The organism is Cupriavidus sp. a3 (assembly GCF_051015765.1).
GTDB lineage: Bacteria > Pseudomonadota > Gammaproteobacteria > Burkholderiales > Burkholderiaceae > Cupriavidus > Cupriavidus oxalaticus_A.
This window is the reverse complement of the sequence record NZ_CP170644.1, coordinates 2,005,479-2,032,142: the sequence shown is the minus strand read 5'-3', so window position 1 is coordinate 2,032,142 and position 26,664 is coordinate 2,005,479. Positions and strand designations below refer to the sequence as shown.

The window sequence follows — 26,664 nt, the reverse complement described above, 5'->3', positions numbered from 1 at the left end:
GCCACCACATGCAAAGCGAAAAAATCCGCGAACTTGGCGCCAGCCTGCACCAGGCGCTGGCGAGCCGCCGCCCGCTGGCGCCGCTGACCGAAACCTGGCCCGAGCTCACCCTCGACGACGCCTACCGCATCCAGCTCGCCATGGTGCAGCACCGGCTAGATGCCGGCGAGCGCGTGGTCGGCAAGAAGATCGGCGTGACCAGCCGCGTGGTGATGGACATGCTGGACGTGCGCCAGCCCGACTTCGGCCACCTGCTGTCGGGCATGGTGTATGCCGACGGCGCCGCCATTGCCGCCGATTCCCTGATCGCGCCCAAGGCCGAAGGCGAGATCGCCTTCGTGTTGAAGGACGACCTTGAAGGACCCGGCATGACCAATGCCGATGTGCTGCGCGCCACTGCCTACGTGCTGCCGTGCTTCGAGATCGTCGACTCGCGCATCCGCGACTGGAAGATCCGCATCCAGGACACCGTCGCCGACAACGCCTCCTCCGGCGTGTTCGTGCTGGGCGATGCGGCGGTCGATCCGCGCCGGCTCGACCTCGGCACGGTCGGCATGACGCTGGAGAAGAACGGCGAGATCGTCGCCACCGGCGCCGGCGCGGCCGCGCTCGGGCACCCCGCCAATGCGGTGGCGTGGCTGGCCAACACGCTCGGCCGGCTGGGGCTTGGCCTGAAGCGCGGCGAGGTGATCCTGTCGGGCTCGCTGGCGGCGATGGTGCCGGTCGCCGCCGGCGACCAGCTGCGCATCAGCCTGGGTGGCATCGGCTCGGCCGGCGTGCGCTTCGTCTGACCCCTTCCATCCCTTCAGCAGGACAAAGCCATGAACCTCACGCAAGACACCATCGCCCGGCTGGCCGAGCATCTGGAAAACGCCGAGCTGCACCGGGAAGCGGTGCCGAAGATCACCGACGCGCATCCGGAGATGGACTGGGACGACGCCTACGCCATCCAGGACGCGATTCGCGCGCGCAAGTTGGCGCGGGGCACCCGCATCGCCGGCCTCAAGATGGGCCTGACCTCGTTCGCCAAGATGCGCCAGATGGGCGTGAGCGATCCGGTCTACGGCTTCCTCACCGACTACGGCGCCTGCATGGACGGCGCCGCCATCGATACGTCGTCGCTGATCCACCCCAAGGTCGAGGCCGAGATCGCCTTCGTGCTCAAGGCGCCGCTGAAAGGCCCCGGCTGCCATATCGGCGACGTGCTGGCGGCGACCGACTTCGTGGTGCCGGCGGTGGAGGTGATCGATTCGCGCTACGAGAACTTCCGCTTCGACCTCAAGAGCGTGATTGCCGACAACACCTCGTCCGCGCGCTTCGTGGTCGGCGGCAGCCACCGCGGCGCCGACGGGCTCGACCTGAAGACCCTCGGCGTGGTGCTGGAGAAGAACGGCGAGGTGGTCGCCACCGCCGCCGGCGCCGCGGTGCTGGGCCATCCCGCCAACAGCGTTGCCATGCTGGCCAACATGCTGGGCGCGCGCGGCCGCGAGCTGCCTGCAGGGACCTTCATCATGACCGGCGGCGTGACCGAGGCCATCGCGGTCGCCGCGGGCGACAGCATCACCGTGCGCTACCAGCATCTCGGCACGGTCTCGATGCGCTTCACCTGAACCCGCGCCGCGAACGTTTGGAAAAAGGAGACACACCATGCCGATCATGCAGGTCTTCCTGATCGAAGGCCGTACCGACGAACAGAAGGCGCGCCTGATCCGCGCGCTGACCGATGCCGCGGTGGAAGCGGTGGGCGCGCCGGTGGAAACCGTGCGCGTGATGATCACCGAGGTGCCGAAGACGCAGTTCGGCATAGGCGGCACGACCGCCAAGGCGCTGGGGCGCTGAGCACTGCGCAGAGACAGGGAAGACAACGGAGAGACAGCGACATGGACATGAAAGCAAACGCCCGGCACAAGGTGGCCATCATCGGTTCGGGCAATATCGGCACCGACCTGATGATCAAGGTGATGCGGCAATCGCAGCACCTGGAGATGGGCGCCATGGTGGGCATCGACGCGGCGTCGGACGGGCTCGCCCGCGCCGCGCGGCTGGGCGTGCCGACCACCGCGGAAGGGATCGACGGGCTGGTCGCCATGCCCGGCTTTGGCGAGATCCGCATCGCCTTCGATGCCACCTCGGCCGGCGCGCACGCGCACCACAACCGCGTGCTGCAGCAGCACGGCGTGCGCGTGATCGACCTGACGCCGGCGTCGATCGGGCCGCACGTGGTGCCGGTGGTCAACCTCGACCAGCACCTGGCGGCGCCCAATATCAACATGGTCACGTGCGGTGGCCAGGCCACCATCCCGATGGTGGCGGCGGTGTCGCGCGTGGCGAAGGTGTATTACGCCGAGATCGTCGCGTCGATCTCCAGCAAGTCGGCGGGGCCGGGCACGCGCGCCAATATCGACGAATTCACCGAGACCACCAGCCAGGCGCTGTGCTCGGTGGGCGGCGCGGCGCGCGGCAAGGCCATCATCGTGCTGAACCCGGCCGAGCCGCCGCTGATGATGCGCGACACCGTCTTCACCTTGTCGGAGGATGCCGACACGGCGGCGATCGAGGCGAGCATCGAAGCGATGGCGCAGGCGGTGCAGGCCTACGTGCCGGGCTACCGGCTCAAGCAGCGCGTGCAGTTCGAGCGCATCGACCCCTCGGCGCCGCTGAACATCCCGGGGCTGGGACCGATGAGCGGCCTCAAGACCTCGATCTTCCTCGAGGTGGAGGGCGCCGCGCACTACCTGCCGGCCTATGCCGGCAATCTCGACATCATGACCAGCGCCGCGCTGGCCTGCGCCGAGCGCCTGGCCGCGACCCGGCTGTCCGCCTGAGCGCGGCCCCATCACCGCAGGGAGACGAACATGACCTTACCGTCCAACACGCCCAACAAGAAGCTCTACATCTCCGACGTGACGCTGCGCGACGGCAGCCACGCCATCCGCCACCAGTACAGCCTGGACCAGGTGCGCCGCATCGCCGCGGCGCTCGACGCGGCCCGGGTCGATTCGATCGAAGTGGCCCACGGCGATGGCCTGTCGGGCTCCAGCTTCAACTACGGCTTCGGCGCGCATACCGACCTGGAATGGATCGCCGCTGTGGCGGAGACCGTGCGCCATGCGCGCGTGGCGACGCTCCTGCTGCCTGGCGTCGGCACCGTGCACGACCTGCGCGCCGCCTATGACGCCGGCGCGCGCGTGGTACGCGTGGCCACGCACTGCACCGAGGCCGATGTCTCGCGCCAGCATATCGAGTCGGCGCGCGAACTCGGCATGGACACCGTGGGCTTCCTGATGATGAGCCACATGACCACGCCGGCGGCGCTGGCGCAGCAGGCAAAGCTGATGGAAAGCTACGGCGCGCAATGCGTGTATGTGGTCGATTCGGGCGGCGCGCTCGGCATGCAGGACGTGCGCGAGCGCTTCCGCGCGTTCAAGGACGTGCTGAAGCCCGAAACGCTGACCGGCATGCATGCGCACCACAACCTGAGCCTGGGCGTGGCCAACTCCATCGTCGCCGTGGAAGAGGGATGCGACCGCATCGACGCCAGCCTGGCAGGCATGGGTGCCGGCGCGGGCAACGCGCCGCTGGAAGTGTTCATCGCTGCCGCCGAGCGGCTGGGCTGGGACCACGGCTGCGACCTGTACACGCTGATGGATGCCGCCGACGATATCGTGCGGCCGCTGCAGGACCGCCCGGTGCGGGTCGACCGCGAGACGCTGGCGCTGGGCTATGCGGGCGTGTATTCCAGCTTCCTGCGCCATGCCGAAGCGGCGGCGGCACGCTATGGGCTGGGTACGGTCGACATCCTGGTCGAGCTGGGCCGCCGCCGCATGGTGGGCGGGCAGGAAGACATGATCGTCGACGTGGCGCTGGACCTGCTGGCGCGGCGACAGGGGCAGCGGCAGCCGGGGGAGGTGTCTGCCTGAGGGACGGCGCGACCGCCACCGTCACGCAGGTGCGCGCGAGCAGCGCCAATATCGCGCTGTCGACCAGCGAGATCGCCGCCGGCAATGCCGCCGAGGTGGCATTGCGCGGCAGCACCACCGTGCAGCGCGTGGTCGGCACCATGCAGGACATCAGCGCCAGCTCGGCCAAGATTGCCGAGATCACCGGCATCATCGAAGGCATTGCTTTCCAGACCAATATCCTGGCGCTCAACGCCGCGGTCGAGGCGGCGCGCGCGGGCGAGCAGGGGCGCGGCTTCGCGGTGGTGGCCAGCGAGGTGCGCGGGCTGGCACAGCGGTCGTCGAGCGCGGCCAGGGAAATCAAGGAGCTGATCGAGGCTTCGGGCCGCCAGGTGCGGCCGAGCAGAGCCGCGGCATCGAGCAGGTCAACCAGGCCATCGTGCAGATCGACCAGGTGACCCAGCAGAACGCGTCATTGGTGAACGAGGCCGCCATGGCATCGCGCGTGCTGGAAGAGCAGGGCCGCGAGCTGAACGAGGTGGTGTCGTTCTTCCGGCTGCCGGGTGAGGGTGGCGGGCGTGCGGTGCCGGGTGCGGCAGTCGCGGCGCGCCGTCAGGCAGGCTCGCTGGCGACGGCATAGCGCTGCCTTGTTTCCTCTCCCTCTGGGAGAGGGTTGGGCAGAGGGCCGGCGTAGCAACGATGTCAGCGCAGCGGTATGCCACGGCCATGCCCTCTCCCCCGGCTCCTCTCCCGCAAGCGGGAGAGGAGAGCAAACCGGCGGATGCATTGGCGGCGCGGGACGGGTAGACTTGCCTGTCCCATTCCCTTCCATCGCCACCGTCATGCCCAACCTGCCGATCTCCTTCGAAGACGTTGCCGCCGCCCACGACCGCATCCGCGCCGCGGCCCACCGCACGCCGGTGCTGACTTCCGCGACCGCCGATGCGGCCACCGGCGCGCAGCTGTTCTTCAAGTGCGAGAATTTCCAGCGCATCGGCGCCTTCAAGTTCCGCGGCGCCTATAACGCCATCGCCCAGTTCACGCCGCAGCAGAAGGCCGGCGGGGTGCTGGCGTTCTCCTCCGGCAACCACGCGCAGGCGATCGCGCTGTCGGCTCGGCTGCTCGGCGTACAGGCGGTGATCGTGATGCCGCAGGACGCACCGGCGATCAAGATCGAGGCCACGCGCGGCTATGGCGCCGAGGTGGTGCTGTACGACCGCTACACCGAGGATCGCGAGGCCCTGGGCCGGCGCATCGCCGCCGAGCGCGGCATGACGCTGATCCCGCCGTACGACCATCCGCACGTGATGGCCGGGCAGGGTACCGCGGCCAAGGAACTGCTGGAGGAAACCGGCCCGCTGGACATGCTGGCGGTGTGCCTGGGTGGCGGCGGGCTGCTGTCGGGCTGTGCCGTGGCGGCGCACGCCATGTCGCCCGGCTGCGAGGTCTACGGCGTCGAGCCCGAAGCCGGCAACGACGGCCAGCGCAGCCTGCGCAGCGGCGAGATCGTCCGCATCGACACCCCGCGCACCATCGCCGACGGTGCCCAGACTCCCTTCCTCGGCCAGTACACCTTTGCCGTGATCCGCGAACGGGTGACCGATATCGTGACCGTTTCGGACGCCGAGCTGGTCGAGACCATGAAGTTCTTCGCTGGCCGCATGAAGATCGTGGTCGAGCCCACCGGCTGCCTGGCCGCGGCCGCCGTGCTGCATGGCAAGCTCGATGTGCGGGGCAAGCGTGTGGGCATCATCGTTTCCGGCGGCAATGTCGACCTGGGCAGCTTTGCCGGCTTCCTGCAGGGGCAGCCGACCTGAGCCGCGACTGCCTTGCGTTATCCGGAATCCGTGCGGCGCCCGGCCGTCTAACCTGCAACGCAACGCCAGAGCAGGACAGACCATGACGGCCAGGCAGCACTATGACGTTCTCGATACCGGCGCCGGCAAGCCGGCAAAGATGTGGACCCGCGGTGTCCCCGTGGAGGACTCCGCGCGCCAGCAGCTCGTCAATACCGCGCAGATGCCGTTTATCTTCCGCCACCTGGCGGTGATGCCGGACGTGCACCTCGGCAAGGGCTCGACCATCGGCTCGGTGATCCCGACCGTGGGCGCGGTGATCCCGGCCGCGGTGGGCGTGGATATCGGTTGCGGCATGATGGCGGTAAAGACCTCGCTGACCGCCTCGGACCTGCCCGACAACCTCGGCCCGCTGCGCAGCGCGATCGAGCACGCCGTGCCGCACGGCCGCACGGCGCAGGGCGGGCGGCGCGACCAGGGCGCCTGGGGCTCGGTGCCCACGCACGTCGACGCGGCGTGGGCGGGCATGGCCGCGGATTTCCGCCGCATTACCGACAAATACCCGCAGCTGGCGCGCACCAACCACCGCAACCACCTGGGCACGCTCGGCACCGGCAACCACTTTATCGAGGTCTGCCTGGACGAGTCGCAAGCGGTCTGGTTCATGCTCCACTCCGGCTCGCGCGGGGTGGGCAACGCCATCGGCACCACCTTCATCACGCTGGCGCAGCAGGACATGCGGCGCCACCTGGCCAACCTGCCGGATCGCGACCTGGCCTACCTTGTCGAAGGCTCGCAGCACTACGAGGACTATGTCTTCGCGGTGTCGTGGGCGCAGGCGTTCGCGCGCCGCAACCGCGAGCTGATGATGGAAGCGGTGCTGGCCGCGGCGCAGCGCGTGCTGCGCAAGCCGTTCCAGGCACGGCTCGAAGCCGTCAACTGCCACCACAACTATGTGCAGAAGGAACATCACTTCGGCAAGGAAGTGCTGGTGACACGCAAGGGCGCGGTCAGTGCGCGCGCGGGCGAGCTGGGCATCATCCCCGGCTCGATGGGCGCGCGCTCTTTCATCGTGCGCGGCAAGGGCAATCCGGAATCGTTCTGCTCATGCAGCCACGGCGCGGGCCGCACCATGAGCCGCAGCGAAGCCAAGCGCCGCTTCACCGTGGCTGACCAGAAGCAAGCCACCGAAGGGGTGGAATGCCGCAAGGACGCCGCGGTGATCGACGAGATCCCGATGGCGTACAAGGACATCGATGCGGTGATGGCGGCGCAGTCGGACCTGGTCGAGGTGGTGCATACGCTGCGGCAGGTGGTGTGTGTAAAGGGGTAGGCGCGACAAGGCCCGCGCGGCAACAATGCAAGGGAGAAAGGCAGGGCTCCGGCTGCTGTGGCCCGGCCGGTCACCCGGGTGGTCAGTCGACCAGCAGATTGATCTTCGTCGCGAATTTCTGCCAGCGATCGATATCGGAGGTCACCAGCTTCTGGAATTCGGCAGGGGTGCTCGTGGTCGTGGCAAAGCCGAGCTGCTCCAGCGAAGACCTGACCTCGGGCTTGGAGATGGCCCTGGCGATTTCCGTGTTCAGCTTCTGCACGATTTCGGGCGGCGTGTTCGCCGGAGCCAGGATGCCGAACCATTGGTCGACGTCATAGCCGGGGATGCCAAGCTCGCTCACGCTTGGCACGTCGGGCAGGAACGGCGAACGTGCCTTCGAGGTGACGGCCAGCGCGCGCAACCTGTTGCTTTTCAGGTAGGGCATGGTGTTGGTCAGCGTATTGATACTGACATCGGCCTGATTGCCGAGCACGTCGGCGATGGCGGGTGCACAACCTTTGTACGGCACGTGAAGCATAGCGATCTTTGCCGAGACCTTCAGCAATTCACCGGCCAGATGCTGGGGCGTGCCGTTACCGCACGAGGCATAGCTGGGGGGGGAGGCGCTCTTGCCCGTCGCCAGCAAGTCGTTGAAGGTGCGGATCTTCGAGTGCGATGGCACGGCGATCACCGACGGCACCGAAGCAAAGGTGATGACGGCGCTGAAATCGGACTTCGGGTTGAACTGTAGCTTCTTGAAGACGCTCGGGTTGATGGCAAAACTGCTGTTGACGATCAGCAGCGTGTAGCCGTCGGCAGGGCTCTTGGCGACGTACTCGGCGCCGATGTTGCCGCTGGCGCCGGGCCGGTTGTCGACGACTACCTGCTGCCCCAGCGACTTGCTGATGTCCGCTCCGATCACGCGCGCAAGGGAATCGGTCCCGCCTCCGGCCGGGAACGTCACCACCATGCGGATGGGCTTCTGCGGGAAGGTACTGGCGATATTGGCCTCGGCGCGCCCGGGCAGGGTGCCCAGGCTCCCTGCAACAAACAGGAGCGATGCCAGGCTGTTGACGACGGATAGGGGTCTCATCAATATGTCTCGTCGGTTAGGTTGAAGGAAGGTGAAACGCTGGTCAATCGGAATCTATACGCACTGCCTGATGGCACTCGCCACCAACGCCGACCAGTGCCGATGCCGCCTCAAGTGCTGCAGCGGAGTCGGCGTGGATACGGTAGAGAGGTTGCCCTGGCGCCACCTGCGCACCGAGCGTGCACAGCAGGTCGATGCCTGCACCCGCAGCGCGCGGTGCCCCGGCGGCGCGCGCCACGCCGGAAATCTGCAAGCCGTCGATGGCCGTCACCTGGCCCCGCGTCGTGGCGGCCACGATCCGTGTATGCGTACCCGGCGCCACCGGGCGGGAGCGAATACCCTGCGCTGCGGCGATCCGGTCGAATGCGGCCTTTGCCTTGCCTTCGTCCAGCAGCGCAGCCGCAATGCGCATGCCTTGTTCGGCGCAGCCCACGCGCGGATCGAAGGCGATGATTCCGCCGGCAAAGCGCAGGGCCTTTTCACGCAGGTCCGCGGGAGCCGCGGGATCGTTGTCGAGCACCAGCCGGACGTCGCGCACTTCCAGCGCGGGGCCGATGCCACGGCCTATCGGGTGGCTGCCGTCCGTGACCAGCGCGCGCACGTGCAGGCCCAGTCCCTTGCCGACGTGTTCGAACAGTGCGCCAAGCGCCTCGGCGTCGGCGCGCGTCGCCAGCTTGGTCTGCGGCCCGAAGGGCAGGTCGACGATGACATGGGTCGCGCCGGCGGTGAACTTCTTCGACAGGATCGACGCCACCGACCAGCGTCGCGAATCGAGGCGCAGGGGCCGGGTGATCGCGTTCATCACGTCGTCGATCACGGAATGGTTCAGGCGTCCGTTCCATGCAATGCATGCACGCGCCTGCGCCACGCATCGGCGCACGTCCTCGTGCGTCAGGTCGACCCGCGCGATGGTTTCCATGGCATCGGCGGTGCCGGCAGCAGATGTGATAGCGCGCGATGACGTCTTGGGCATGGCCAGGCCGTAGGCCGCGACAATCGGCACCACGACCAGCGTGATGCGACTGCCGGGAACGCCGCCCATTGAGTGCTTGTCGACGACAAGAGGCTCGTCCCAGTCGATGCGGGGTGTGAAGGCCGTCCGAGCGCGTGCCAGCGCCACCACTTCGTCATCGGTCAGCGTGAGGGTTGCGGCAATGAGGAAGTCGGTCAGCTCTGCCTCGGTGTACCGCCCGGCGATGGCGTCTTGCAGCACGGCAACATAGGCAGCTTCGTCGAGCGGCTCGCCGCGCAGCTTGGCCATGAGGTTGGCGCGGCTGGCCGGCTGCCTGGCGGCGGATGTACTGGTGCCGTTTCGCAGCGCTTCGACAAAGCGTGCCATGCCCGCTTCCAGCGTGCCGTCGTTTGACACCGTGATGCAGGCGACCTCGGGAGGCATCGATACTCCCGCTCGCGCCACTCGCCTGGCGACCTGGTCGCCCGATTCACGTCCGCGCGCGCTGATGCGCTGTGCCAGCACCTCCTGCGGTGCCGTCACCAGGATGACCACGAAGCGCGGCAAGCGGGCGGCAAGGTCGGCGACGACGCCGCGCGAGCCATTGGCTACGACGTTGCGCCCGCGTTCCAGCTCGCGCACCAGCGACATGGGCAATCCATAGCGAAGGTCGTGTGCGTCCCAGGTGGCCAGGAACTCGCCCTTTCGCTGGCGCCGTGCGAACTCGGCTTCCGAAACGCCCTCGTGATCCTCGCCGGCAGACCCGCCCGGGCGCGTGATGACGCGCCGTGCGAAGACATAGTCGTCATCGAGCGAGGCACGCGCACCGTCGATCAAGGAATCCTTGCCAGCGCCACTGGGCCCTACAACGAGAAAGAATGTGCCGGTTGCCTTCATGATTATCTTAGATGTCGAAGTTGTACGGCTATGCTAGCACCGGCTAGACGGGTGTCAAGATAAGTTCGATGTCTAAGGTAATGCAAGCAATGGACCATCCCCCGCAAATCCAGTGTGTACGCGGGATTCGCATGGTCGTAGGGGAAAACACGGGTCACCGCATGCGCGCTGCCGGTGCCTCATGCATCGGTTGCGCGCATGGTGCACTAATGGAGTGAATACTACATAAAGAGGACCGGAGGCCAGGGGCGCGGTGCCGGACGCGCGAGCTCGCGAGGCGCTATCATGTGCGCTGTCGCTTGCACCGCATCATGGTGCCGCATGCATACATCTCATTTCCCGTCACAACTATGGCCACAAGGAAGCCGGATGCTCCGGTCAAAATCACGCCGCCGGATGAAGCCGATGAAGAACGGCTTGCCCACCTGGTAAAGGACGCTGCGCGCGCCTATATCCGGGCGCTGCAACTGCGCCTGGCGGAACATTCGGTTTCGTACGGCCACTGGACCATTCTGCGTATCCTGTGGCGCCATGATGGTCTGTCGCAGCGGGAGCTGAGCGAACGGGCCGGCGTGACCGAGCCGACCACCTTTGCGGCGGTGAAGGCGCTGGAAGCGCTGGGCTATGTGGAACGCACGCACCTTCCCGGCAACAAGAAGAAGGTGCACGTGTTCCTGAGCAAGACCGGGCGCGCGTTGCGCCGCAAGCTCGAACCGCTGGCCACCGAGGTCAACGAACTCAGCGTGGAAGGCGTGAGCGAAGAGGATGTGCTGACCACGCGCCGCGTACTGATTACCATCGCCAAGCGCTTGGTCGCCGACGAAATCGCGTCGGCAGAGAACGGCCGGCGGGTGCCGTCCACGCAGGAGGTGGGGCGGCTGTTGTCGGACCTGTAGCGGTAGTCGGCTGGCGCCAATGAAAAAGCCCCCGTCGGCCATGCCGGCGAGGGGGAATGCCTTGGGTAGAAGGCGTGAAACCGATGCCGGAGCGCCTGGGCCCCGACAGGCGCGATGCGTCAGGCGTCGTCCAGTCCAATATCCACGGCCGGTGCCGACTGCGTGATCTTGCTCGTCGAGATGTAGTCCACGCCGGTTTCCGCCACGGCCCGGATCGTTTCCAGGCGAATGCCGCCCGAGGCCTCGACCTTGGTCCGGCCATTGACGATCTGAACGGCCTCTTTCATGTCGGGCACCGACATGTTGTCCAGCATGATCACGTCGACACCGGCGGCCAGGGCCTCGTGCACCTGCTCTAGCCGGTCGCATTCCACTTCCAGTTTGGTCAGCACCGGCAGCTTGCGGCGCACGCGTTCCACGGCGGCGGCGATGCTGCCGCACACGGAGATGTGGTTGTCCTTGATCATCACGCCATTGTCCAGGCTTAGTCGGTGGTTCAGGCCGCCGCCGCAGGTCACCGCATGCTTTTCCAGCGCCCGCAGGCCTGGCGTGGTCTTGCGGCTGTCGATCAGGCGCGCCCTGGTATGCGCAATGGCCTGGGCATAGGTGGCCGTGAGGTTGGCGATGCCGCACAGCCGCTGCATGATGTTCAGCGCGGTGCGCTCGGCCGTCAGCACGCTGCGCGCATTGCCGCTCACGTTCAGCAGCACCGCCCCTTTGGCGACCTTGTCGCCGTCGGCGACGCGCACGTCGACAGACAGCGTGGGATCGTAGCGGGCGAAGATACGTGCCGCCACGTCGATGCCGGCGATGATCATCGGCTCGCGGGCGTTCATGCAGAAGGTGCCGGTCTCGCCGGGCTCGATCATGGTCTGGACGGTCAAGTCGCAGATGCCGATGTCTTCGGTCAGCCAGAGGTCGATCAGCTTGTCGGTGGCAAAGAGGTCGTACATGTAAGGGCTCCTGGGCAGGGGTTGCGGTACTTCAATAATCTTAGAGATCGAAGTACATGGCGCAATCTTAGCGCCTTGCCGCCTCGTGTCAAGACATATTCGAGGTCTAAGATTAATGCGCGCACGCGTTGAAGATCGGCGTGGCGCCGCGTTACCTTGTTGCCGAAAAGAGTGGAATTGCAGCCGCAAAGAAGGCGCGGTGCCGCCGTGGCGCTAGCGCCCGAACTGCCCCAGCACCGTTCCGATCGATTCCAACCCGGCCTCGATCAGGTGCTGCATGAAGGTGCCCATCTGCGGCATCACCAGCATCAGCACCAGGAACCCGCCCGACAGCGTCACCGGGAAGCCCACCGCGAAGATCGACAGCTGCGGCGAGGCACGGTTCAGGATGCCCATGGCCAGGTTCAGCGTCAGCAGCGCGGCGATCATCGGCAGCGCCAGCAGCAGCCCCGAAGCGAACACCATGCCGCCGGCGCGCGCCACGGCCATGGCGCCGCCCGCTGACAGCGGCGTCCCCCCGATCGGCAGCCCATTGAAGCTGTCGACCAGCGCGCCCAGCATCATCAGGTGGCCGTCCAGCGCGAGGAACAGCAGCACCGCGATGATGTTGAGAAAGCGCGACAGCACCATGGTCTGGCCGCCGGCGGCGCGGTCGAAGAAGGAGGCGAACGACAGGCCCATCTGCAGGCCGATGATTTCGCCGGCCTGCTGCACGGTGGCGAACACCAGCCGCATGACAAAGCCGGTGGCCAGGCCGATGCCGACCTCGTTGAGGATGATCAGCAGGCCCTCGAAGGAGTACACCGGCGCCGCCGGCAGCTGGGCGATGGTAGGCGACACCACCATCGCGATCATCGCCGACAGCGCGATCTTGGCGCGCCGCGGGATGGTCGACTCACCGAACAGCGGCGCGGTGCCGATCAGCGCCAGGATGCGGAAGAAGGGCCACAGGAATGCCGCGAGCCAGCCATAGAGCTGGGCTGAAGTGAACTCGACCACGGCAGTCTGGCGGAAGGCGGGAGTGAGCGCGCGTCAGTGCGCCAGCGCGGGAATGCTCTGGAACACCTCGCGCATATAGTCGACCATGGTGTTGATCATCCACGGGCCGGCCAGCACCATGGTGGCAAACAGCGCGATCAGCTTGGGGATGAAGGTCAGCGTCATCTCGTTGATCTGCGTTGCGGCCTGGAACAGGCTCACCACCAGGCCGGCCGCGAGCGCCACCAGCAGCAGCGGCGCGGCTAGCAGCAGGGTCATCTTCATCGCCTGGGTGGCGATGGTCATTACGGTTTCCGGGGTCATGGCTCGGATCCTGCGGATAGGAATGCGAAGGGCGAGGCAACTGGCCTCAGTTCATGAAGCTCTGCGCCAGCGATCCCAGCAGCAGCTGCCAGCCGTCCACCAGCACGAACAGCATCAGCTTGAACGGCAGCGAGATGGTTGCCGGCGGCACCATCATCATGCCCATCGCCATCAGCACGCTGGCAACCACCAGGTCGATGATCAGGAACGGGATAAAGATGGTGAAGCCGATCTGGAACGCGGTCTTCAGCTCGCTGGTGACGAAGGCGGGCACCAGGATGCTCAGCGGCACTTCTTCCGGGCCCTGCATCTCCGGCGCCTTGGCCATCTGCGCGAACATCGCCAGGTCCTTTTCGCGGGTCTGGCGCAGCATGAAGGCCTTGAGCGGCTCGGCGGCCCTGGCGGCGGCGGTTTCCAGGCTGATCTTGTTTTCCGATAGCGGCTTGTAGGCGTCGTTGTAGACGCGGTCCAGCACCGGCGCCATCACGAAAAAGGTCAGGAACAGCGACAGCCCCACCAGCACCTGGTTGGGCGGCGAGGTGGCCGTGCCCAGCGCGTTGCGCAGCAGGCCCAGCACGATGATGATGCGGGTGAAGCCGGTCATCATCAGCATCGCCGCCGGCAGGAACGACAGCGAGGTCAGCAGCACCAGCGTCTGGATCGGCAGCGACCAGATCTGGCCGCCGCCCGGGGCGGGCTTGCTGACCACGCCGGGCAGCTGCTGCGCCCAGGCAGGCGCTGGGGCCAATGCCAGTACGGCGGCGGCAAGCGCCAGGACCAGGGCAATCGACAACGGGCGGTAGCGCGCGGCCACGGCGAGGCACGCGGGCCGGAAGCGGCGCCGCCATGCGGCACGCAGGGAATTCATGACTTGAACTGGGATTGCAGCGAACGCAGCAGCTTCTCGGCGAAGGTGCCGCCGGTCGGCGGTTGCGGCATGCCGGTGGCGTGTGCCGGGGTCAGCGGGTTGGCGGAGGCAGAGGAGGAACCGCCAGCGGTGTGCGCCGGCATGCTGTGCAGCGGGCGGATTTCGCCGGGGCTGACGCCCAGCACCAGCCAGGTATCGCCGACTTCCACCAGCACCAGCCGCTGGCGCGCGCCCAGCATGGTGCTGCCGACCACCTTCATCACCCCGCCGGTGGCATGGCGCACCAGTCCGGCACGCCGGGCCAGCCATGCCATGCCAAGGATCAGCGCGATCACGGCAAACAGCCCCAGCCCGGCCTGGGCCAGGCTGCCCGCGCCACTGATGGCCGGTGCCGGCTTGTCGTCGGCGGCCAGTGCCAGCGCCGGGGTCAGCGCCAGCATCAGCGTGGCGAGACTGGCGCCGACGGCCCGGAGGCGGCCAGCACCGGGCGCGGGGTACTTCCGGATGGTCATTTGTTCAGCTTGCGGATGCGTTCGGACGGCGTGATGATGTCCGTCAGGCGGATGCCGAACTTGTCGTTCACCACCACCACCTCGCCCTGCGCGATCAGGTAGCCGTTGACCAGCACGTCCATCGGCTCGCCGGCCAGCCCGTCCAGTTCGACCACCGAGCCCTGTGCCAGCTGCAACAGGTTCTTGATGGGCACCTTGGTGCGGCCCAGTTCCACCGTCAGCTGCACCGGGATATCGAGGATCATCTCGATATCGTTGTGGAAGCCGCTGGTCGTTTCCTTCGCCAGCGGCTGGAAGACAGTGGCGGCGGCCGGGGTGGCCGCGGGCGCGGAGGCCGCCGAAGGGGCCGCGGCGGGCACCCCGGCGGCTGTGGCGCTGGTCTGCTCCGCCAGCGCGCTGGCCCAGTCGTCCATCGGATCGACCGGCTTGTCCTCGAAGCCGTCACTCATAATCGGTGTCCTCGGTGTCCAGGTGGGATTGGCCGTCCTGGTGATTGATCATTCGTTCTACCCGCAGCGCGTATTGGCCGTTCATGGTGCCGAAGCCGCACTGCATCACGGGCACGCCGTCCACCTTGCCGAAGATCTTCTCCGGCAGCTCGATCGGCAGCACGTCGCCGGCGCGCAGCGCCAGCACTTCGGCCACCGTGCTTTGCAGGTGCGCGAACTCGGCGACCAGTTCCACTTCGGCCGCGCGCAGCTGCCTTGACAGCTGGTTGACCCAGCCCTTGTCGACTTCCTTCTCGTCCTGCAGCGGATTCATCAGCAGGTCCTTGAGCGGCTCGATCATCGCGTACGGCAGGCACACGTGGAGCTGCCCGCCGACTGCGCCCAGTTCGATATGGAAGGCGGTGGTCACCACGGCTTCGTTCTGCGTGGCGACATTGGCAAACTTGGTGTGCATCTCCGAGCGGATGTACTCGGTCTCGATCGGATGCACGGTGCGCCAGGCGCTGCCGTAGCTGGCCAGCGTCAGCTCCAGCATGCGCTGGATGATGCGCTGCTCGGTCTGGGTGAAGTCGCGCCCTTCCACGCGGGTGTGGAAGCGGCCGTCGCCGCCGAACAGGTTGTCCACCACCAGGAACACCAGGTTCGGGTCGTAGACGAACAGCGCCGTGCCGCGCAGCGGCTTCAGGTGGACCAGGTTCAGGTTGGTCGGCATCGGCAGGTTGCGGGCGAAATCGCCGAACTTCTCGATCCTGATGCTGCCGACCGAAATATCCGCGCCGCGGCGGATGAAATTGAACAGTGCCGAGCGCAGCGAACGCGCAAAGCGCTCGTTGATGATTTCCAGCGTATGCAGGCGGCCGCGGATGATGCGTTCCTGCGTCGCCAGGTTGTACGGGCGCACCCCGCTGTCGTCCGGCGCCGGCTCGCTGGCCTTGGGCGTATCGGCCTCGCCGGATACGCCCTTGAGCAGCTCGTCGACCTCGTCTTGCGAGAGGAACTTGTCGTAGGCCATCTGGTGTCCTGCCCCTTGTGCGGCTTTATGCGGCGTCGTTATGGATGAAACCGTTGCGGCATGGCCAGGCGCGCATCACCGTGCCCGGCGGCATGCGTGTGCAGGGCGGGCCTTTGTGGCGGCGGACGGTTTCATATCGGTTTGCGGGCGGGGCAGGGCGCAAGCGGGCGCTTACTGCACCACGAAAGAGGTGAACAACACATCCAGCACGCGCTGGGCCGGCAGGCCGGTGGCGAAGGGCTGGGCGATGGTGGTGCGGATGTCGTCGGCCAGCTTGCGCTTGCCTTCGACCGTGGCCAGATCCGCGGGCTGGCGTGCCGACAACAGCAGCAGGATGCGGCTGCGTGCCTCGGGCAGGTACTGCGCCAGGCGCGCCTGCGTCTCGGCATCCGCCACCTTCAGCGACAGGCCGGTATGCAGGAAGCGGTCGCCGTCCTCGCTCTTCAGGTTGACGGTGAACGCATCCAGCGGCACGAAGATCGGTGGCGGAATGACCGGGGCGGCGGGCGCGGCGGGCGCCGCCGGCAGGCGGTTGCTCAGCACGCTGCCCAGCACAAAGCCTCCGGCACCCAGTGCCACGACAAGCACGCCGCCGCCGATCAGCAGCAGCCGGCCGCGCTTGCCTGTGTTGCTGCCAGTCTGGGAAGGGGAAGCCGTGTTCGCCATGAGAAGCCTGTGTCGGAATGCCTGCCATTCTTCCGGAATCGCAGGCCAGCAAAGGGCCGAAAAAAAGGGGGAAACCCTTTCAGCTTGGCCGTTTGAGCGGAAAGGGAGCAGGCATGGCTACGCTAGCGGGCGCTTTGTGGTGCGCGCCTGCAGGGGGGTTAACGAGTGGTGGGGCGGGAACTTGAGTTTGGGGGTGGTGGGGGTGGGATGTGGTTGTTTTTGTGTTTTTGTTTTGCCTGGCGGCTGGCATCTGGCGGGATTTGATATGCCCCGGTTTCGCCCCTAAAGGGGCGAGTCACTTTTGCCCGAGCGGCAAAAGTAACCAAAAGCGCGTAACGGCCCTGCGGGCGGCCACCGTCTCCCCTCTCCCGCTTGCGGGCGGGGGAGAGGGCCGGAGCCGCCACGGAGTGAAGCCCAACCAATTCGCTCAAGCCGACCCCTGCGAGGCCCTGCAACGAAGCAAAGCCCCGTACGAAAGCCCGGGCACACTACGATAAGAGTGGCCGCCCGCACGGCCGTAAACGCGTTTTTTGGTGGCTTTTTGGCGCTCGGCCAAAAAGTGACCTGCCCGGGAGGGCGGAACAGGGCGCATCCATCACCACCAGATACCAAGCCGAAGGCGCACGAACCCATCAAATGCCATGCCAAAGCCACATATCCAAGACAAAGCCACCATTCCCGACTCCCCTACTCAAGTAGTCCCCCTGCAACCCACCAACTCTTCTATCCAGAACCCCATTGATTAATAAGGATTTTCAAAACCCAACTCTTATATAAGATATAAGACATTTGACCGAAGCCCCCACACCGACTACAATCGCGAACGTCAAAGGAAGTTTTTCAAAACCTAATTACTCAGCAGGTTCCCATGCTTGAAAACTATCGCGCACATGTGGCCGAGCGCGCCGCGCTTGGTATCCCTCCTCTGCCCCTGACCGCCAAGCAGACGGCCGAGCTGATCGAACTGCTGAAGAACCCGCCCGCAGGCGAAGAGCAGAACCTGGTCGACCTGATCAGCAACCGCGTTCCCGCCGGCGTGGACGACGCCGCCAAGGTCAAGGCCTCGTACCTGGCCGCCGTCGCCCTGGGCAAGGAAAAGTGCGCGCTGATCTCCCGCGCCAAGGCTACCGAGCTGCTCGGCACCATGCTGGGCGGCTACAACATCTCGCCGCTGATCGAGCTGCTGGACGACGCTGAAGTCGGTACCGTGGCTGCCGACGCGCTGAAGAAGACCCTGCTGATGTTCGACGCCTTCCACGACGTGAAGGAGAAGGCCGACAAGGGCAACGCCAACGCCAAGGCAGTGCTGCAAAGCTGGGCCGACGCCGAATGGTTCACCAGCCGTCCGGAAGTCCCGCAAAGCCTGACCATCACCGTGTTCAAGGTGCCGGGCGAAACGAACACCGACGACCTGTCGCCGGCCCCGGACGCCACCACCCGCCCGGACATCCCGATGCACGCGCTGGCCATGCTGAAGAACAAGCGCGAAGGCGCGGCGTTCCAGCCGGAAGAAGACGGCAAGCGCGGCCCGGTCAAGTTCATCGAATCGCTGAAGGAAAAGGGCCACCTGGTTGCCTACGTGGGCGACGTGGTCGGTACCGGCTCCAGCCGCAAGTCCGCCACCAACTCGGTGCTGTGGTTCACCGGCGAAGACATCCCGTTCATCCCGAACAAGCGCTTCGGCGGCGTGTGCCTGGGCAACAAGATCGCCCCGATCTTCTACAACACCATGGAAGACGCCGGCGCGCTGCCGATCGAGCTGGACGTGTCGAAGATGGAAATGGGCGATGTGGTCGAACTGCGCCCGTACGAAGGCAAGGCCCTGAAGGACGGCGCAGTGATCGCCGAGTTCAAGGTCAAGTCGGACGTGCTGTTCGACGAAGTCCGTGCCGGCGGCCGTATCCCCCTGATCGTCGGCCGCGGCCTGACCGCCAAGGCGCGTGAAGCGCTGGGCCTGGCCCCGTCGACGCTGTTCCGCCTGCCGCAAAACCCGGCCGATACCGGCAAGGGCTTCACGCTGGCGCAGAAGATGGTCGGCCGTGCCTGCGGCCTGGCCGAAGGCAAGGGCATCCGCCCGGGCACATACTGCGAACCGAAGATGACCTCGGTGGGCTCGCAGGACACCACCGGCCCGATGACCCGCGACGAGCTGAAGGACCTGGCCTGCCTGGGCTTCTCGGCCGACCTGGTGATGCAGTCGTTCTGCCATACCGCCGCCTATCCGAAGCCGGTCGACGTCAAGACCCACCACACCCTGCCCGAGTTCATCAGCACCCGCGGCGGCATCTCGCTGCGCCCGGGCGACGGCGTGATCCACTCGTGGCTGAACCGCATGCTGCTGCCGGATACCGTCGGCACCGGCGGCGACTCGCACACCCGCTTCCCGATCGGCATCAGCTTCCCGGCCGGTTCGGGCCTGGTGGCCTTTGCCGCCGCCACCGGCGTGATGCCGCTGGACATGCCGGAATCGGTGCTGGTCCGCTTCAAGGGCCAGATGCAGCCGGGCGTGACCCTGCGCGACCTGGTCAACGCGATCCCGCTGTATGCGATCAAGCAAGGCCTGCTGACCGTGGCCAAGCAAGGCAAGAAGAACATCTTCTCGGGCCGCATCCTGGAAATCGAAGGCCTGCCCGACCTGAAGGTCGAGCAAGCGTTTGAACTGTCGGACGCCTCGGCAGAACGCTCGGCCGCCGGTTGCACGGTGCGCCTGAACAAGGACCCGATCATCGAATACATCAACAGCAACATCACGCTGCTGAAGTGGATGATCGCCCAGGGCTACCAGGACCCGCGCAGCCTGCAGCGCCGTATCAAGGCCATGGAAGCGTGGCTGGCCGATCCGAAGCTGCTGGAGCCGGACGCCGACGCCGAGTACGCCGCCGTGATCGAGATCGACCTGGCCGACGTGCACGAGCCGATCGTGGCCTGCCCGAACGACCCGGACGACGTCAAGACCCTGTCGGACGTGGCCGGCGCCAAGATCGACGAAGTCTTCATCGGTTCGTGCATGACCAACATCGGCCACTTCCGCGCGGCTTCCAAGCTGCTCGAAGGCAAGCGCGACATCCCGGTCAAGCTGTGGGTGGCGCCGCCGACCAAGATGGACCAGAAGCAGCTGACCGAGGAAGGCCACTACGGCGTGTTCGGCACCGCCGGTGCCCGCACCGAAATGCCGGGCTGCTCGCTGTGCATGGGCAACCAGGCACAGGTGCGCGAAGGCGCGACGGTGATGTCGACCTCGACCCGCAACTTCCCGAACCGCCTGGGCAAGAACACCAACGTGTACCTGGGTTCCGCCGAACTGGCAGCGATCTGCTCGCGCCTGGGCCGCATCCCGACCAAGGACGAGTACATGGCCGATATTGGCGTCATCAACCAGAATGGCGACAAGATCTACAAGTACATGAACTTCGACCAGATCGAGGACTTCAAGGAAGTGGCTGACGGCGTGACGGTCTGAGCGTCGCACTGAGCTGGTAAGGGCGGCGGGGCGCCGCCGCACAACAGCGCCCCACACGGCAAAACAAAACCCCGCATCTCGCGAGAGATGCGGGGTTTTGCATATTGGCCAGCCTCCCGGCATGGTTTGCCGCGCCGGGCTATCATCCGGGCTTTCAGCCATCCGGTGCCGGCCGCGCGTCTGGCACCATGCCACCACCGGAGCCCACGTGTCCGATCTGTCCGCCTTCCCCATCACCCGCAAATGGCCGGCGCAGCATCCCGAGCGCATCCAGCTCTATTCGCTGCCGACGCCCAACGGCGTCAAGGCATCGATCATGCTGGAAGAGACGGGCCTGCCGTACGAGCCGCACCTGGTGCGCTTCGACACCGACGACCAGCTCTCGCCGGAATTCCTGTCGCTCAACCCCAACAACAAGATCCCCGCGATTCTCGATCCCAATGGCCCGGGCGGCAAGCCGCTGCCGCTGTTCGAATCGGGCGCGATCCTGCTGTACCTGGCCGACAAGTCGGGCAAGCTGATTCCGGCCGATCCGGCACGGCGCTACGAGACCATCCAGTGGCTGATGTTCCAGATGGGCGGCATCGGCCCGATGTTCGGGCAGGTCGGCTTCTTCCACAAGTTCGCCGGCAAGGCCTATGAAGACAAGCGCCCGCGCGACCGCTATGTCGCGGAAAGCCGGCGCCTGCTCAACGTGCTCGAGCAGCGCCTGGCCGGGCGCGCGTGGATCATGGGCGACGAGTACACCATTGCAGACATCGCCACCTTCCCGTGGGTGCGCAACCTGGTCGGCTTCTACGAGGCAGGCGACCTGGTCGGCTTCAAGGATTTTGCCAACGTGCGGCGCGTGCTGGAGGCGTTCGTGCAGCGCCCGGCGGTGGTGAAGGGGCTGGATACGCCGCATCGCGGCTGAGTGCCGGCATGCGGTGGGCCGGCGTGGGCGTTGTCCTACACCGGGTCTTTCCGGGGGCCTACAGAGGGGACGGCGGCACGCATCCTATAGTCGAGTAGCGGGCGCATCCTGCCTCGCCCGAGGAGTCCGCACCATGCCGCTGCCCGAGCCCTTCCCGCCTTCTTCCCGCTTGTGTGGCGCAGTGCTGCTGGCGGGCGCCGCCGCGACGCTGGGCGCGTGCGGCGAATCGGCCAAGCTGCCTTCCGAGGCCGGCTTCGGACCCACGCCGCAGCTGCCGCCGCCGAACGAGACCGCCATCCCCACCGTCAAGATCGCGCCCGCCGTCGGCTGGGGCGAAGGGCAGCGCCCGGTGGCGGCCGAGGGCATGGCGGTGACCGCCTTCGCCGACAAGCTCGATCATCCGCGCTGGGTCTACGTGCTGCCCAACGGCGATGTGCTGGTGGCCGAGAGCAATGCCCCGCCCAAGCCCGACGACGGCAAGGGCATCAAGGGCTGGATCATGAAGAAGGTGATGAAGCGCGCCGGCGCCGGCACGCCCAGCGCCAACCGCATCACGCTGCTGCGCGACAGCAACGGCGACGGTGTCGCCGACCAGCGGTCGATATTCCTGAAAAACATCAACTCGCCGTTCGGCATGGTGCTGGTCGGCAACGATTTCTACGTGGCTGCCACCGACGCGGTGCTGCGCTTCCCGTACCAGCCCGGCCAGACCGAGATCGCCGCGGCGCCGCAGAAGGTGGTCGACCTGCCCGGCGGGCCGCTCAATCACCACTGGACCAAGAACATCATCGCCAGCCGCGACGGCCGCAAGCTCTACGTGACAGTGGGCTCTAACAGCAACGTGGCCGAGAACGGCATGGACAAGGAAGCGGGCCGCGCCGCCATTTGGGAGGTCGATCCCAGGAACGGCTCGCACCGCATTTTTGCCAGCGGCCTGCGCAATCCCAACGGTATGGCGTGGGAGCCGGTCACCGGCGCGCTGTGGACCGCGGTCAACGAGCGCGACGAGCTCGGCAGCGACCTGGTGCCCGACTACATCACCACCGTGCGCGACGGCGGTTTCTATGGCTGGCCATACAGCTACTTCGGGCAGCACGTCGACAAGCGCGTCAAGCCCCCGGCGCCCGACCTGGTGGCCAGGGCGATCGTGCCCGACTACGCGGTCGGCGCGCATACCGCGCCGCTGGGGCTCGCGGCCGCCACCGGCAACAGCCTGCCGGCGCGCTTCAGCGAGGGCATGTTCGTGGGCCAGCATGGGTCCTGGAACCGGCGGCCGCTGGCGGGGTACAAGGTCATCTTCGTGCCGTTCAGCAAAGGCCGTCCGAACGGCGCGCCCTTCGACGTGCTGACCGGTTTTGTCGACGGCGAGGGCAATGCGCGCGGCCGGCCCGTGGGCGTGGCGATCGACAAGCGCGGCGGGCTGCTGGTGGCGGACGACGTCGGCAATGTCATCTGGCGTGTGAGCGGGGCGAAATAGCGGCCAGGCCCATGCCGGACTGCCCCGGCGCTGCCACGCTGCGCTGCGTGTGAGCGGGGCCATCGCCTGGCCATCTGCTGGCCATTTCCAGGCCATTGCGCCGGCGCCACGCTGACTATACTTCGCTTGGAGGGGGCCGCGGCGCATCAATCGTGCCTGCTTCGTCCCCGCGCAAACCGCAGCCTGGACACCGACGCCTGGGAGGGGGGCATGGATCACACCGGAGATTCGTTTCGCGCCTTTGAGCTGGCTGGCTGGGAGGACCCCGAAGTCGTCAGCCGCTACCAGGAGCACCTGTCGCACGTGACCCGGCAATCGATCGAGGCGCTGCTGGACGACGCGCGCGCCGCCAGCGGGCAGCGTGTGCTCGATGTCGCCAGCGGCTCGGGCCATATCGCCGCGGCGGCGGCACGGCGCGGCGCCGAGGCCATCGGCATCGACTTCTCGCTGGCGCAGGTGGAGCTGGCGCGCAAGCTGTATCCCCACATCGACTACCAGCAGGCCGACGCGCAGGCGCTGCCCTTCGGCGACGCCAGCTTCGACGTCGTGGTCAACGGCTTCGGCATGTGCCACCTGTCCGATCCCGATGCCGCGCTGCGCGAAGCCTTCCGCGTGCTGCGCCCAGGCGGTCGCATAGCCTTCACGGTGTGGGATGCCCCCGAACGCGCGGTGGGCTTCGGCGCGGTCTATGCCGCCATCCGTGCCTATGGCTCGATGGAGGTCGACCTGCCGGCGGGGCCCAATTTCTTTCTCTTCAGCGATCCCAACGAGTGCCGCAGCGCCTTGCAGCAGGCCGGCTTCGTTGCCCCGTCGTGCCGGCACGTGCACCAGGTATGGCGCTTTTCCACGCCGGACCAGCTGTTCGATGCGCTTGCGCAAGGCACCGTGCGCGCGGCCGCCACGCTGCGCGCGCAGACCCCGCGGGCGCGCGACGAGATCCGGGCCGTGCTGCGCGGTACGGTGGCCGGCTATATGCGCGGCAGCGGCTTCGAGGTGCCGATGCCGGCGGTGCTGGCCGCCGCGGTGAAGCCCTGACCCGGCGCCGCTGTACGTTACCCACCCGCGTCACCTCCCGTGCGTCACCTCAAGCCAGCACGCGGCGCCGGCGCGCCATGAAGTCGCGCGGGGTTTGCCCGAGCGCGCGGCGGAACATGGTCGAAAACGCGCCCGCGTGGGCGTAGCCGGTTTCCGCGGCCACATGCGCCAGCGGCCGGCCGCGGCTCATCAGGTCGATCGCATGGGCCAGCCGCAACTGCTGGCGCCAGCTGCCGAAGCTGGTCTTCAGCTCGCTTTCGAACAGCCGCGCCAGCGTCCGCTCGCTGGCGCCGGTGCGGGCCGCCCATTCGGACAACGTCAGGCTGGAGCCGGGATCTTCCATCAGCGCGTGGCACAGCGCCTGCAGCCGCCGGTCCGACGGCAGCGCCAGCCCCAATGACAGCGTGGGCGCGGCCGCCAGTTCCTCCACCAGCAGGCTGGCGCAGAGCTGGCGGCGGCGCTCGCCGAGCGTGTCGTCGTGGGCCAGGGCCTCCATCAGCTCGCGCAACAGAGGCGACACCTCCAGCACCGCGCATGAATCGGCCGACAGCGCGCAGGCCTGCGGCGCGATATAGCAGGCGTAAAAGCGCACCGTGCCCAGCACCACCACGTTGTGCTCCACGTCGGGCGGGATCCAGACTGCGCGCATCGCTGGCACCAGCCATGTGGTGCCGCCGGCGGTGATGCGCAGGCTGCCGCTGATCGGGAACGACAGCTGGCCCCACGGATGGCGGTGCGGGTGGATCACCGCGTTGGGAGGCGGCCGGCGCAGGTGTGCGATCACCGGGTCGGCGGCGCTGGGACGTGCGCGCGGCACCGGCGAGTAGACCGGGCGGCGGCGGGCCGGGGCGGGCGGCGAGGCGGCAGGCAGGGCAGGGGCGGGGGCGACGTCGTGTGGCATGAAATCGTAAGAAATTGCCTGATTAGTGTAACTCCGCCAATCGCGGTCGGCCTACGATGCATCGAGCGGCCGCGACCGGAAAGGTGACCGGCCAATTGCCGAACAGGCACCGGCCCGCCGAAATCGCGCGCGGCATGGGACCGGCGCCATAGACGAGATGTTCTTCCATGCCTCCATTCGTACGCCGCGCCGCGGCGCGTTTCGGCCTGAGCGGCCCGGATGCCACGCTGGCCGCCACCGCGCCGGTGCGGGACACCATTTCCGACCCCGGCCTGCGGCAATCCGCCAGGGCCGCCTTTGCCATCGGCGTGTGCATTGCGCTGGTGTTGAGCGCCGGCCACGCCATCGACGCGCCGCCGGCGCTGGTCTGGGCCGCGGCGCTGGTGTTGTCCACGGTGTGCTGCTGGGCGCTCGGCGCCTTGCCCGAGCCCACCGCCACGCTGCTGTTCTTCCTGTGCGCGGTCGTATTCCAGATTGCGCCGCCCAAGGTGGTGTTCAGCGGCTTTGCGTCGCCCGCGTGGTGGCTGATGTTCGGCGGCGCCGTCACCGGCGTGGCGCTGCGCAACAGCGGGCTGGCGCTGCGGCTGGCCGACGCCATCTTCCAGCGCCGGGTGCACGGGTATCCGCAACTGGTCGCGCTGGTCGCGGCCAGCGCCGTGGGCCTCGCGTTCCTGATGCCGTCCACCACCGGCCGCGTGCTGCTGCTGATCCCGATCGTGCTGGCGCTGGCGGACCGCGTGGGCCTGGCCCCCGGCTCCAACGGCCGTATCGGTCTGGTGCTGACGGTGGCTGCGGCCAGCTATATGCCGCCGACCACCATCCTGCCCGCCAATATCCCCAACAGCGTGCTGCTGGGCGCGGCCAGCTCGCTGTACGGCATCAACCTCAGCTACGGCGGCTACCTGCTGCTGCACTTCCCGATCCTCGGGCTGCTCAAGACCGTGGTGCTGGTCTGGCTGGTGTGCCGGCTGTTTCCGCATGACGCACCGCTGGCCGCGGCGCCGGCGGCAGCGCGCGCGCCGATGGGCCGGCAGGAGCGGCTGCTGGCGGTCATCCTGGCGATCGCCGTGGTGGGATTCGCCACCGACGCGCTGCATGGCATCTCGCCGGCCTGGATCGCGCTGGCCGCAAGCATCGTCTGCCTGCTGCCGGGCGTGGGGCTGGTCTCGTCCAGGGCGCTGGCCGAGCAGGTTCACCTGGTGCCGCTGCTCTATGTGGCGGGCTTCCTCGGACTTGGCGCGGTGGTGGAGTCGACCGGCCTGGGCACTGCCGTCAGCCACGCGCTGCTGAACTGGCTGCAGCTGACGCCGGGGCACACGGTGGCGAACGTCGGCGCGCTCGGCGCCGTGGGCGCCAGCATGGGCCTGATGACCACGCTGCCGAGCCTGCCGGCGGTGTTGTCTCCGCTGGCGCGGGAATTTGCCAGCGCCACCGGCTTGCCGCTGGAGACGGTACTGATGCTGCAGGTGCCGGTGTTCTCCACGGTGTTCTTCCCCTACCAGTCGCCGCCGATCGTGATCGCGATGCAGCTGGGCGGCGTCGGGCTACGCCATGGCACGCGGCTGTGCCTGGCATTGGCGGCCATCACGGTGGTGGCGTTGCTGCCGCTGGATTACCTCTGGTGGCGGCTGCTGGGGTACCTGCCCTGAGCTTCATGCGGTGTTGGAGGGATACCGACAGCTTTTCGCTGGTCGTCGGCCCGGTGCCAACGAATGATCAGCGGAACAGCCCGGAAAGTGCCCTGCACCGCGCCGCAGGCGGCGTAGTGGTGGTGGCACGGTCATTGCGGAATGGACAGCGAGCGCGGCGCCGATGCTCGTTGTCCCACCCGCCAGCAATGGCTTCCCCGGAGAACACCGATGAACCCCCAATCCCCCTGCCAGCGCGGGCAGGCCGCATCGCGCCCGCAAAAGAAACTGCTGCACCGCACCCGCCGCGCCGTCGTGCTGCTGCGTGTGCTGGGGCTGTGCCTGAACAGCGTCGCCTGCGCACAGGCCGAAGCCCCGCAGCCCGCCGCTCCCGCGGCAGCGGCTGTCACCCCTGAACAGAAATTCGCCCCCGGCTACCTCGAGGCCGTGTCCACCGGCTATGACAATGGCGTGGCGTGGCGGGAACCGGAAGGCATCGCGCCGCTGCGGCAGCCGCGCGAGGTGCGTGGGCCGAGTGCGGGAGATGCCGGCGCGGCGATGCGACCGGTTTCGGCAAAGCCGCGGGTTCGTTGAGCGGGATGCAAGGGAGTCAGTGTGAGATTTCCGATTCTCGGTTGGG

At 67.3% G+C, this 26,664-nt stretch carries 25 protein-coding genes and 1 pseudogene; 15 read left to right on the top strand and 11 right to left on the bottom strand.

What is annotated here, in order from left to right:
- Positions 1–8: 8 nt before the first annotated feature.
- From dmpE to ACAD63_RS30990, 8 genes and pseudogenes are all read left to right on the top strand, one after another.
- On the top strand, positions 9–791 hold the full coding sequence (dmpE, locus tag ACAD63_RS31025) for a 2-oxopent-4-enoate hydratase (RefSeq protein ID WP_434034253.1): 783 nt from the start codon (positions 9–11) through the stop codon (positions 789–791).
- Positions 792–821: 30 nt separating this feature from the next.
- Positions 822–1,610, top strand: coding sequence for a 2-oxo-3-hexenedioate decarboxylase (gene dmpH / locus ACAD63_RS31020; RefSeq protein WP_133094767.1), 789 nt, complete (start codon positions 822–824; stop codon positions 1,608–1,610).
- Positions 1,579–1,839, top strand: coding sequence for a 2-hydroxymuconate tautomerase (locus ACAD63_RS31015; protein ID WP_368671140.1), 261 nt, complete (start codon positions 1,579–1,581; stop codon positions 1,837–1,839). Before dmpH ends, ACAD63_RS31015 begins: the two co-directional genes overlap by 32 nt.
- Positions 1,840–1,880: 41 nt before the next feature.
- Positions 1,881–2,825 (top strand): acetaldehyde dehydrogenase (acetylating), encoded by a 945-nt coding sequence (locus ACAD63_RS31010; protein ID WP_195427966.1) that lies wholly within the window; start codon positions 1,881–1,883, stop codon positions 2,823–2,825.
- A 30-nt stretch (positions 2,826–2,855) separates the two neighbouring features.
- The gene (gene dmpG / locus ACAD63_RS31005; RefSeq protein ID WP_133094770.1) at positions 2,856–3,920 is read left to right on the top strand and encodes a 4-hydroxy-2-oxovalerate aldolase; all 1,065 of its coding nucleotides are present in this window, start codon (positions 2,856–2,858) and stop codon (positions 3,918–3,920) included.
- Positions 3,854–4,539 (top strand): annotated as a pseudogene (locus ACAD63_RS31000) (methyl-accepting chemotaxis protein); the annotation flags it as partial. The gene dmpG and the pseudogene ACAD63_RS31000, both read left to right, overlap by 67 nt.
- A gap of 202 nt (positions 4,540–4,741) precedes the next feature.
- Positions 4,742–5,716, top strand: a complete 975-nt coding sequence (locus ACAD63_RS30995; protein WP_434034676.1) for a threo-3-hydroxy-L-aspartate ammonia-lyase — start codon at positions 4,742–4,744, stop codon at positions 5,714–5,716.
- Between the two features lie 82 nt (positions 5,717–5,798).
- The gene (locus tag ACAD63_RS30990; RefSeq protein ID WP_135703554.1) at positions 5,799–7,028 is read left to right on the top strand and encodes an RtcB family protein; all 1,230 of its coding nucleotides are present in this window, start codon (positions 5,799–5,801) and stop codon (positions 7,026–7,028) included.
- 82 nt (positions 7,029–7,110) lie between these two features.
- On the opposite strand, the gene ACAD63_RS30985 is transcribed toward ACAD63_RS30990, so the two are convergent.
- Together ACAD63_RS30985 and phnN are read right to left on the bottom strand one after the other, a co-directional pair.
- Positions 7,111–8,103 carry a tripartite tricarboxylate transporter substrate binding protein gene (locus ACAD63_RS30985; protein WP_133094772.1) on the bottom strand — a complete coding sequence of 331 codons (993 nt, stop codon included), beginning with the start codon at positions 8,101–8,103 and terminating at the stop codon, positions 7,111–7,113.
- A 43-nt stretch (positions 8,104–8,146) separates the two neighbouring features.
- Complete coding sequence (gene phnN, locus ACAD63_RS30980) at positions 8,147–9,952, bottom strand: phosphonate metabolism protein/1,5-bisphosphokinase (PRPP-forming) PhnN (RefSeq protein ID WP_135703556.1); 1,806 nt, start codon at positions 9,950–9,952, stop codon at positions 8,147–8,149.
- Between the two features lie 350 nt (positions 9,953–10,302).
- Here phnN and ACAD63_RS30975 point away from each other — a divergent pair, with 350 nt between their 5' ends.
- Positions 10,303–10,848: a MarR family winged helix-turn-helix transcriptional regulator gene (locus ACAD63_RS30975; protein WP_133094774.1), complete on the top strand. Its 546-nt coding sequence runs from the start codon at positions 10,303–10,305 to the stop codon at positions 10,846–10,848.
- A 119-nt stretch (positions 10,849–10,967) separates the two neighbouring features.
- Here ACAD63_RS30975 and nadC read toward each other — a convergent pair whose 3' ends face one another.
- The 8 genes from nadC to fliL form a co-directional block, all read right to left on the bottom strand.
- Complete coding sequence (nadC, locus tag ACAD63_RS30970) at positions 10,968–11,801, bottom strand: carboxylating nicotinate-nucleotide diphosphorylase (protein WP_343657343.1); 834 nt, start codon at positions 11,799–11,801, stop codon at positions 10,968–10,970.
- Positions 11,802–12,014: 213 nt separating this feature from the next.
- Positions 12,015–12,800 (bottom strand): flagellar biosynthetic protein FliR, encoded by a 786-nt coding sequence (gene fliR / locus ACAD63_RS30965; protein ID WP_133094776.1) that lies wholly within the window; start codon positions 12,798–12,800, stop codon positions 12,015–12,017.
- 33 nt (positions 12,801–12,833) lie between these two features.
- The gene (gene fliQ, locus ACAD63_RS30960; RefSeq protein ID WP_029047088.1) at positions 12,834–13,103 is read right to left on the bottom strand and encodes a flagellar biosynthesis protein FliQ; all 270 of its coding nucleotides are present in this window, start codon (positions 13,101–13,103) and stop codon (positions 12,834–12,836) included.
- Between the two features lie 46 nt (positions 13,104–13,149).
- Positions 13,150–13,971, bottom strand: coding sequence for a flagellar type III secretion system pore protein FliP (fliP, locus tag ACAD63_RS30955; protein WP_255519743.1), 822 nt, complete (start codon positions 13,969–13,971; stop codon positions 13,150–13,152).
- Positions 13,968–14,411 carry a flagellar biosynthetic protein FliO gene (gene fliO, locus ACAD63_RS30950; RefSeq protein WP_133094925.1) on the bottom strand — a complete coding sequence of 148 codons (444 nt, stop codon included), beginning with the start codon at positions 14,409–14,411 and terminating at the stop codon, positions 13,968–13,970. The genes fliP and fliO overlap by 4 nt, the downstream gene beginning before the upstream one ends.
- Before the next feature lie 68 nt (positions 14,412–14,479).
- Positions 14,480–14,932, bottom strand: a complete 453-nt coding sequence (gene fliN, locus ACAD63_RS30945; RefSeq protein ID WP_135703558.1) for a flagellar motor switch protein FliN — start codon at positions 14,930–14,932, stop codon at positions 14,480–14,482.
- Positions 14,925–15,944 (bottom strand): flagellar motor switch protein FliM, encoded by a 1,020-nt coding sequence (fliM, locus tag ACAD63_RS30940; RefSeq protein ID WP_434034252.1) that lies wholly within the window; start codon positions 15,942–15,944, stop codon positions 14,925–14,927. The genes fliN and fliM overlap by 8 nt, the downstream gene beginning before the upstream one ends.
- A gap of 171 nt (positions 15,945–16,115) precedes the next feature.
- Positions 16,116–16,610: a flagellar basal body-associated protein FliL gene (gene fliL, locus ACAD63_RS30935; protein ID WP_135703559.1), complete on the bottom strand. Its 495-nt coding sequence runs from the start codon at positions 16,608–16,610 to the stop codon at positions 16,116–16,118.
- Positions 16,611–17,478: 868 nt separating this feature from the next.
- Here fliL and acnB point away from each other — a divergent pair.
- From acnB to ACAD63_RS30915, 4 genes are all read left to right on the top strand, one after another.
- On the top strand, positions 17,479–20,070 hold the full coding sequence (gene acnB / locus ACAD63_RS30930) for a bifunctional aconitate hydratase 2/2-methylisocitrate dehydratase (RefSeq protein ID WP_195427963.1): 2,592 nt from the start codon (positions 17,479–17,481) through the stop codon (positions 20,068–20,070).
- Positions 20,071–20,278: 208 nt separating this feature from the next.
- Positions 20,279–20,983, top strand: a complete 705-nt coding sequence (locus tag ACAD63_RS30925; protein ID WP_135703561.1) for a glutathione S-transferase N-terminal domain-containing protein — start codon at positions 20,279–20,281, stop codon at positions 20,981–20,983.
- Positions 20,984–21,116: 133 nt separating this feature from the next.
- Positions 21,117–22,460, top strand: a complete 1,344-nt coding sequence (locus ACAD63_RS30920) for a PQQ-dependent sugar dehydrogenase (protein ID WP_135703562.1) — start codon at positions 21,117–21,119, stop codon at positions 22,458–22,460.
- Positions 22,461–22,670: 210 nt separating this feature from the next.
- Positions 22,671–23,495 (top strand): class I SAM-dependent methyltransferase, encoded by an 825-nt coding sequence (locus tag ACAD63_RS30915; protein WP_135703563.1) that lies wholly within the window; start codon positions 22,671–22,673, stop codon positions 23,493–23,495.
- Between the two features lie 49 nt (positions 23,496–23,544).
- Here the strand turns inward: ACAD63_RS30915 and ACAD63_RS30910 are convergent, their stop codons facing one another.
- Positions 23,545–24,396 carry an AraC family transcriptional regulator gene (locus ACAD63_RS30910; RefSeq protein ID WP_135703564.1) on the bottom strand — a complete coding sequence of 284 codons (852 nt, stop codon included), beginning with the start codon at positions 24,394–24,396 and terminating at the stop codon, positions 23,545–23,547.
- Between the two features lie 167 nt (positions 24,397–24,563).
- On the opposite strand from ACAD63_RS30910, the gene ACAD63_RS30905 reads away from it, so the two are divergent.
- Positions 24,564–26,045 carry an SLC13 family permease gene (locus ACAD63_RS30905; RefSeq protein ID WP_135703565.1) on the top strand — a complete coding sequence of 494 codons (1,482 nt, stop codon included), beginning with the start codon at positions 24,564–24,566 and terminating at the stop codon, positions 26,043–26,045.
- Positions 26,046–26,255: 210 nt separating this feature from the next.
- The gene (locus ACAD63_RS30900) at positions 26,256–26,618 is read left to right on the top strand and encodes a hypothetical protein (protein ID WP_135703566.1); all 363 of its coding nucleotides are present in this window, start codon (positions 26,256–26,258) and stop codon (positions 26,616–26,618) included.
- Positions 26,619–26,664 lie beyond the last annotated feature (46 nt).

Coding starts and splice junctions, on each gene's coding strand:
- ACAD63_RS30995 (WP_434034676.1), top strand. CDS start 4,742: ATGCCCAACCTGCCGATCTCCTTCGAAGACGTTGCCGCCGCCCACGAC.
- dmpE (WP_434034253.1), top strand. CDS start 9: ATGCAAAGCGAAAAAATCCGCGAACTTGGCGCCAGCCTGCACCAGGCG.
- ACAD63_RS31010 (WP_195427966.1), top strand. CDS start 1,881: ATGGACATGAAAGCAAACGCCCGGCACAAGGTGGCCATCATCGGTTCG.
- phnN (WP_135703556.1), bottom strand. CDS start 9,952: ATGAAGGCAACCGGCACATTCTTTCTCGTTGTAGGGCCCAGTGGCGCT.
- fliQ (WP_029047088.1), bottom strand. CDS start 13,103: ATGACCCCGGAAACCGTAATGACCATCGCCACCCAGGCGATGAAGATG.
- ACAD63_RS30920 (WP_135703562.1), top strand. CDS start 21,117: ATGCCGCTGCCCGAGCCCTTCCCGCCTTCTTCCCGCTTGTGTGGCGCA.
- fliP (WP_255519743.1), bottom strand. CDS start 13,971: ATGAATTCCCTGCGTGCCGCATGGCGGCGCCGCTTCCGGCCCGCGTGC.
- ACAD63_RS30975 (WP_133094774.1), top strand. CDS start 10,303: ATGGCCACAAGGAAGCCGGATGCTCCGGTCAAAATCACGCCGCCGGAT.
- dmpH (WP_133094767.1), top strand. CDS start 822: ATGAACCTCACGCAAGACACCATCGCCCGGCTGGCCGAGCATCTGGAA.
- fliN (WP_135703558.1), bottom strand. CDS start 14,932: ATGAGTGACGGCTTCGAGGACAAGCCGGTCGATCCGATGGACGACTGG.
- ACAD63_RS30905 (WP_135703565.1), top strand. CDS start 24,564: ATGCCTCCATTCGTACGCCGCGCCGCGGCGCGTTTCGGCCTGAGCGGC.
- fliO (WP_133094925.1), bottom strand. CDS start 14,411: ATGCTGGCGCTGACCCCGGCGCTGGCACTGGCCGCCGACGACAAGCCG.
- ACAD63_RS30985 (WP_133094772.1), bottom strand. CDS start 8,103: ATGAGACCCCTATCCGTCGTCAACAGCCTGGCATCGCTCCTGTTTGTT.
- ACAD63_RS30900 (WP_135703566.1), top strand. CDS start 26,256: ATGAACCCCCAATCCCCCTGCCAGCGCGGGCAGGCCGCATCGCGCCCG.
- ACAD63_RS30915 (WP_135703563.1), top strand. CDS start 22,671: ATGGATCACACCGGAGATTCGTTTCGCGCCTTTGAGCTGGCTGGCTGG.
- nadC (WP_343657343.1), bottom strand. CDS start 11,801: ATGTACGACCTCTTTGCCACCGACAAGCTGATCGACCTCTGGCTGACC.
- fliM (WP_434034252.1), bottom strand. CDS start 15,944: ATGGCCTACGACAAGTTCCTCTCGCAAGACGAGGTCGACGAGCTGCTC.
- ACAD63_RS30990 (WP_135703554.1), top strand. CDS start 5,799: ATGACGGCCAGGCAGCACTATGACGTTCTCGATACCGGCGCCGGCAAG.
- dmpG (WP_133094770.1), top strand. CDS start 2,856: ATGACCTTACCGTCCAACACGCCCAACAAGAAGCTCTACATCTCCGAC.
- ACAD63_RS30910 (WP_135703564.1), bottom strand. CDS start 24,396: ATGCCACACGACGTCGCCCCCGCCCCTGCCCTGCCTGCCGCCTCGCCG.
- fliL (WP_135703559.1), bottom strand. CDS start 16,610: ATGGCGAACACGGCTTCCCCTTCCCAGACTGGCAGCAACACAGGCAAG.
- acnB (WP_195427963.1), top strand. CDS start 17,479: ATGCTTGAAAACTATCGCGCACATGTGGCCGAGCGCGCCGCGCTTGGT.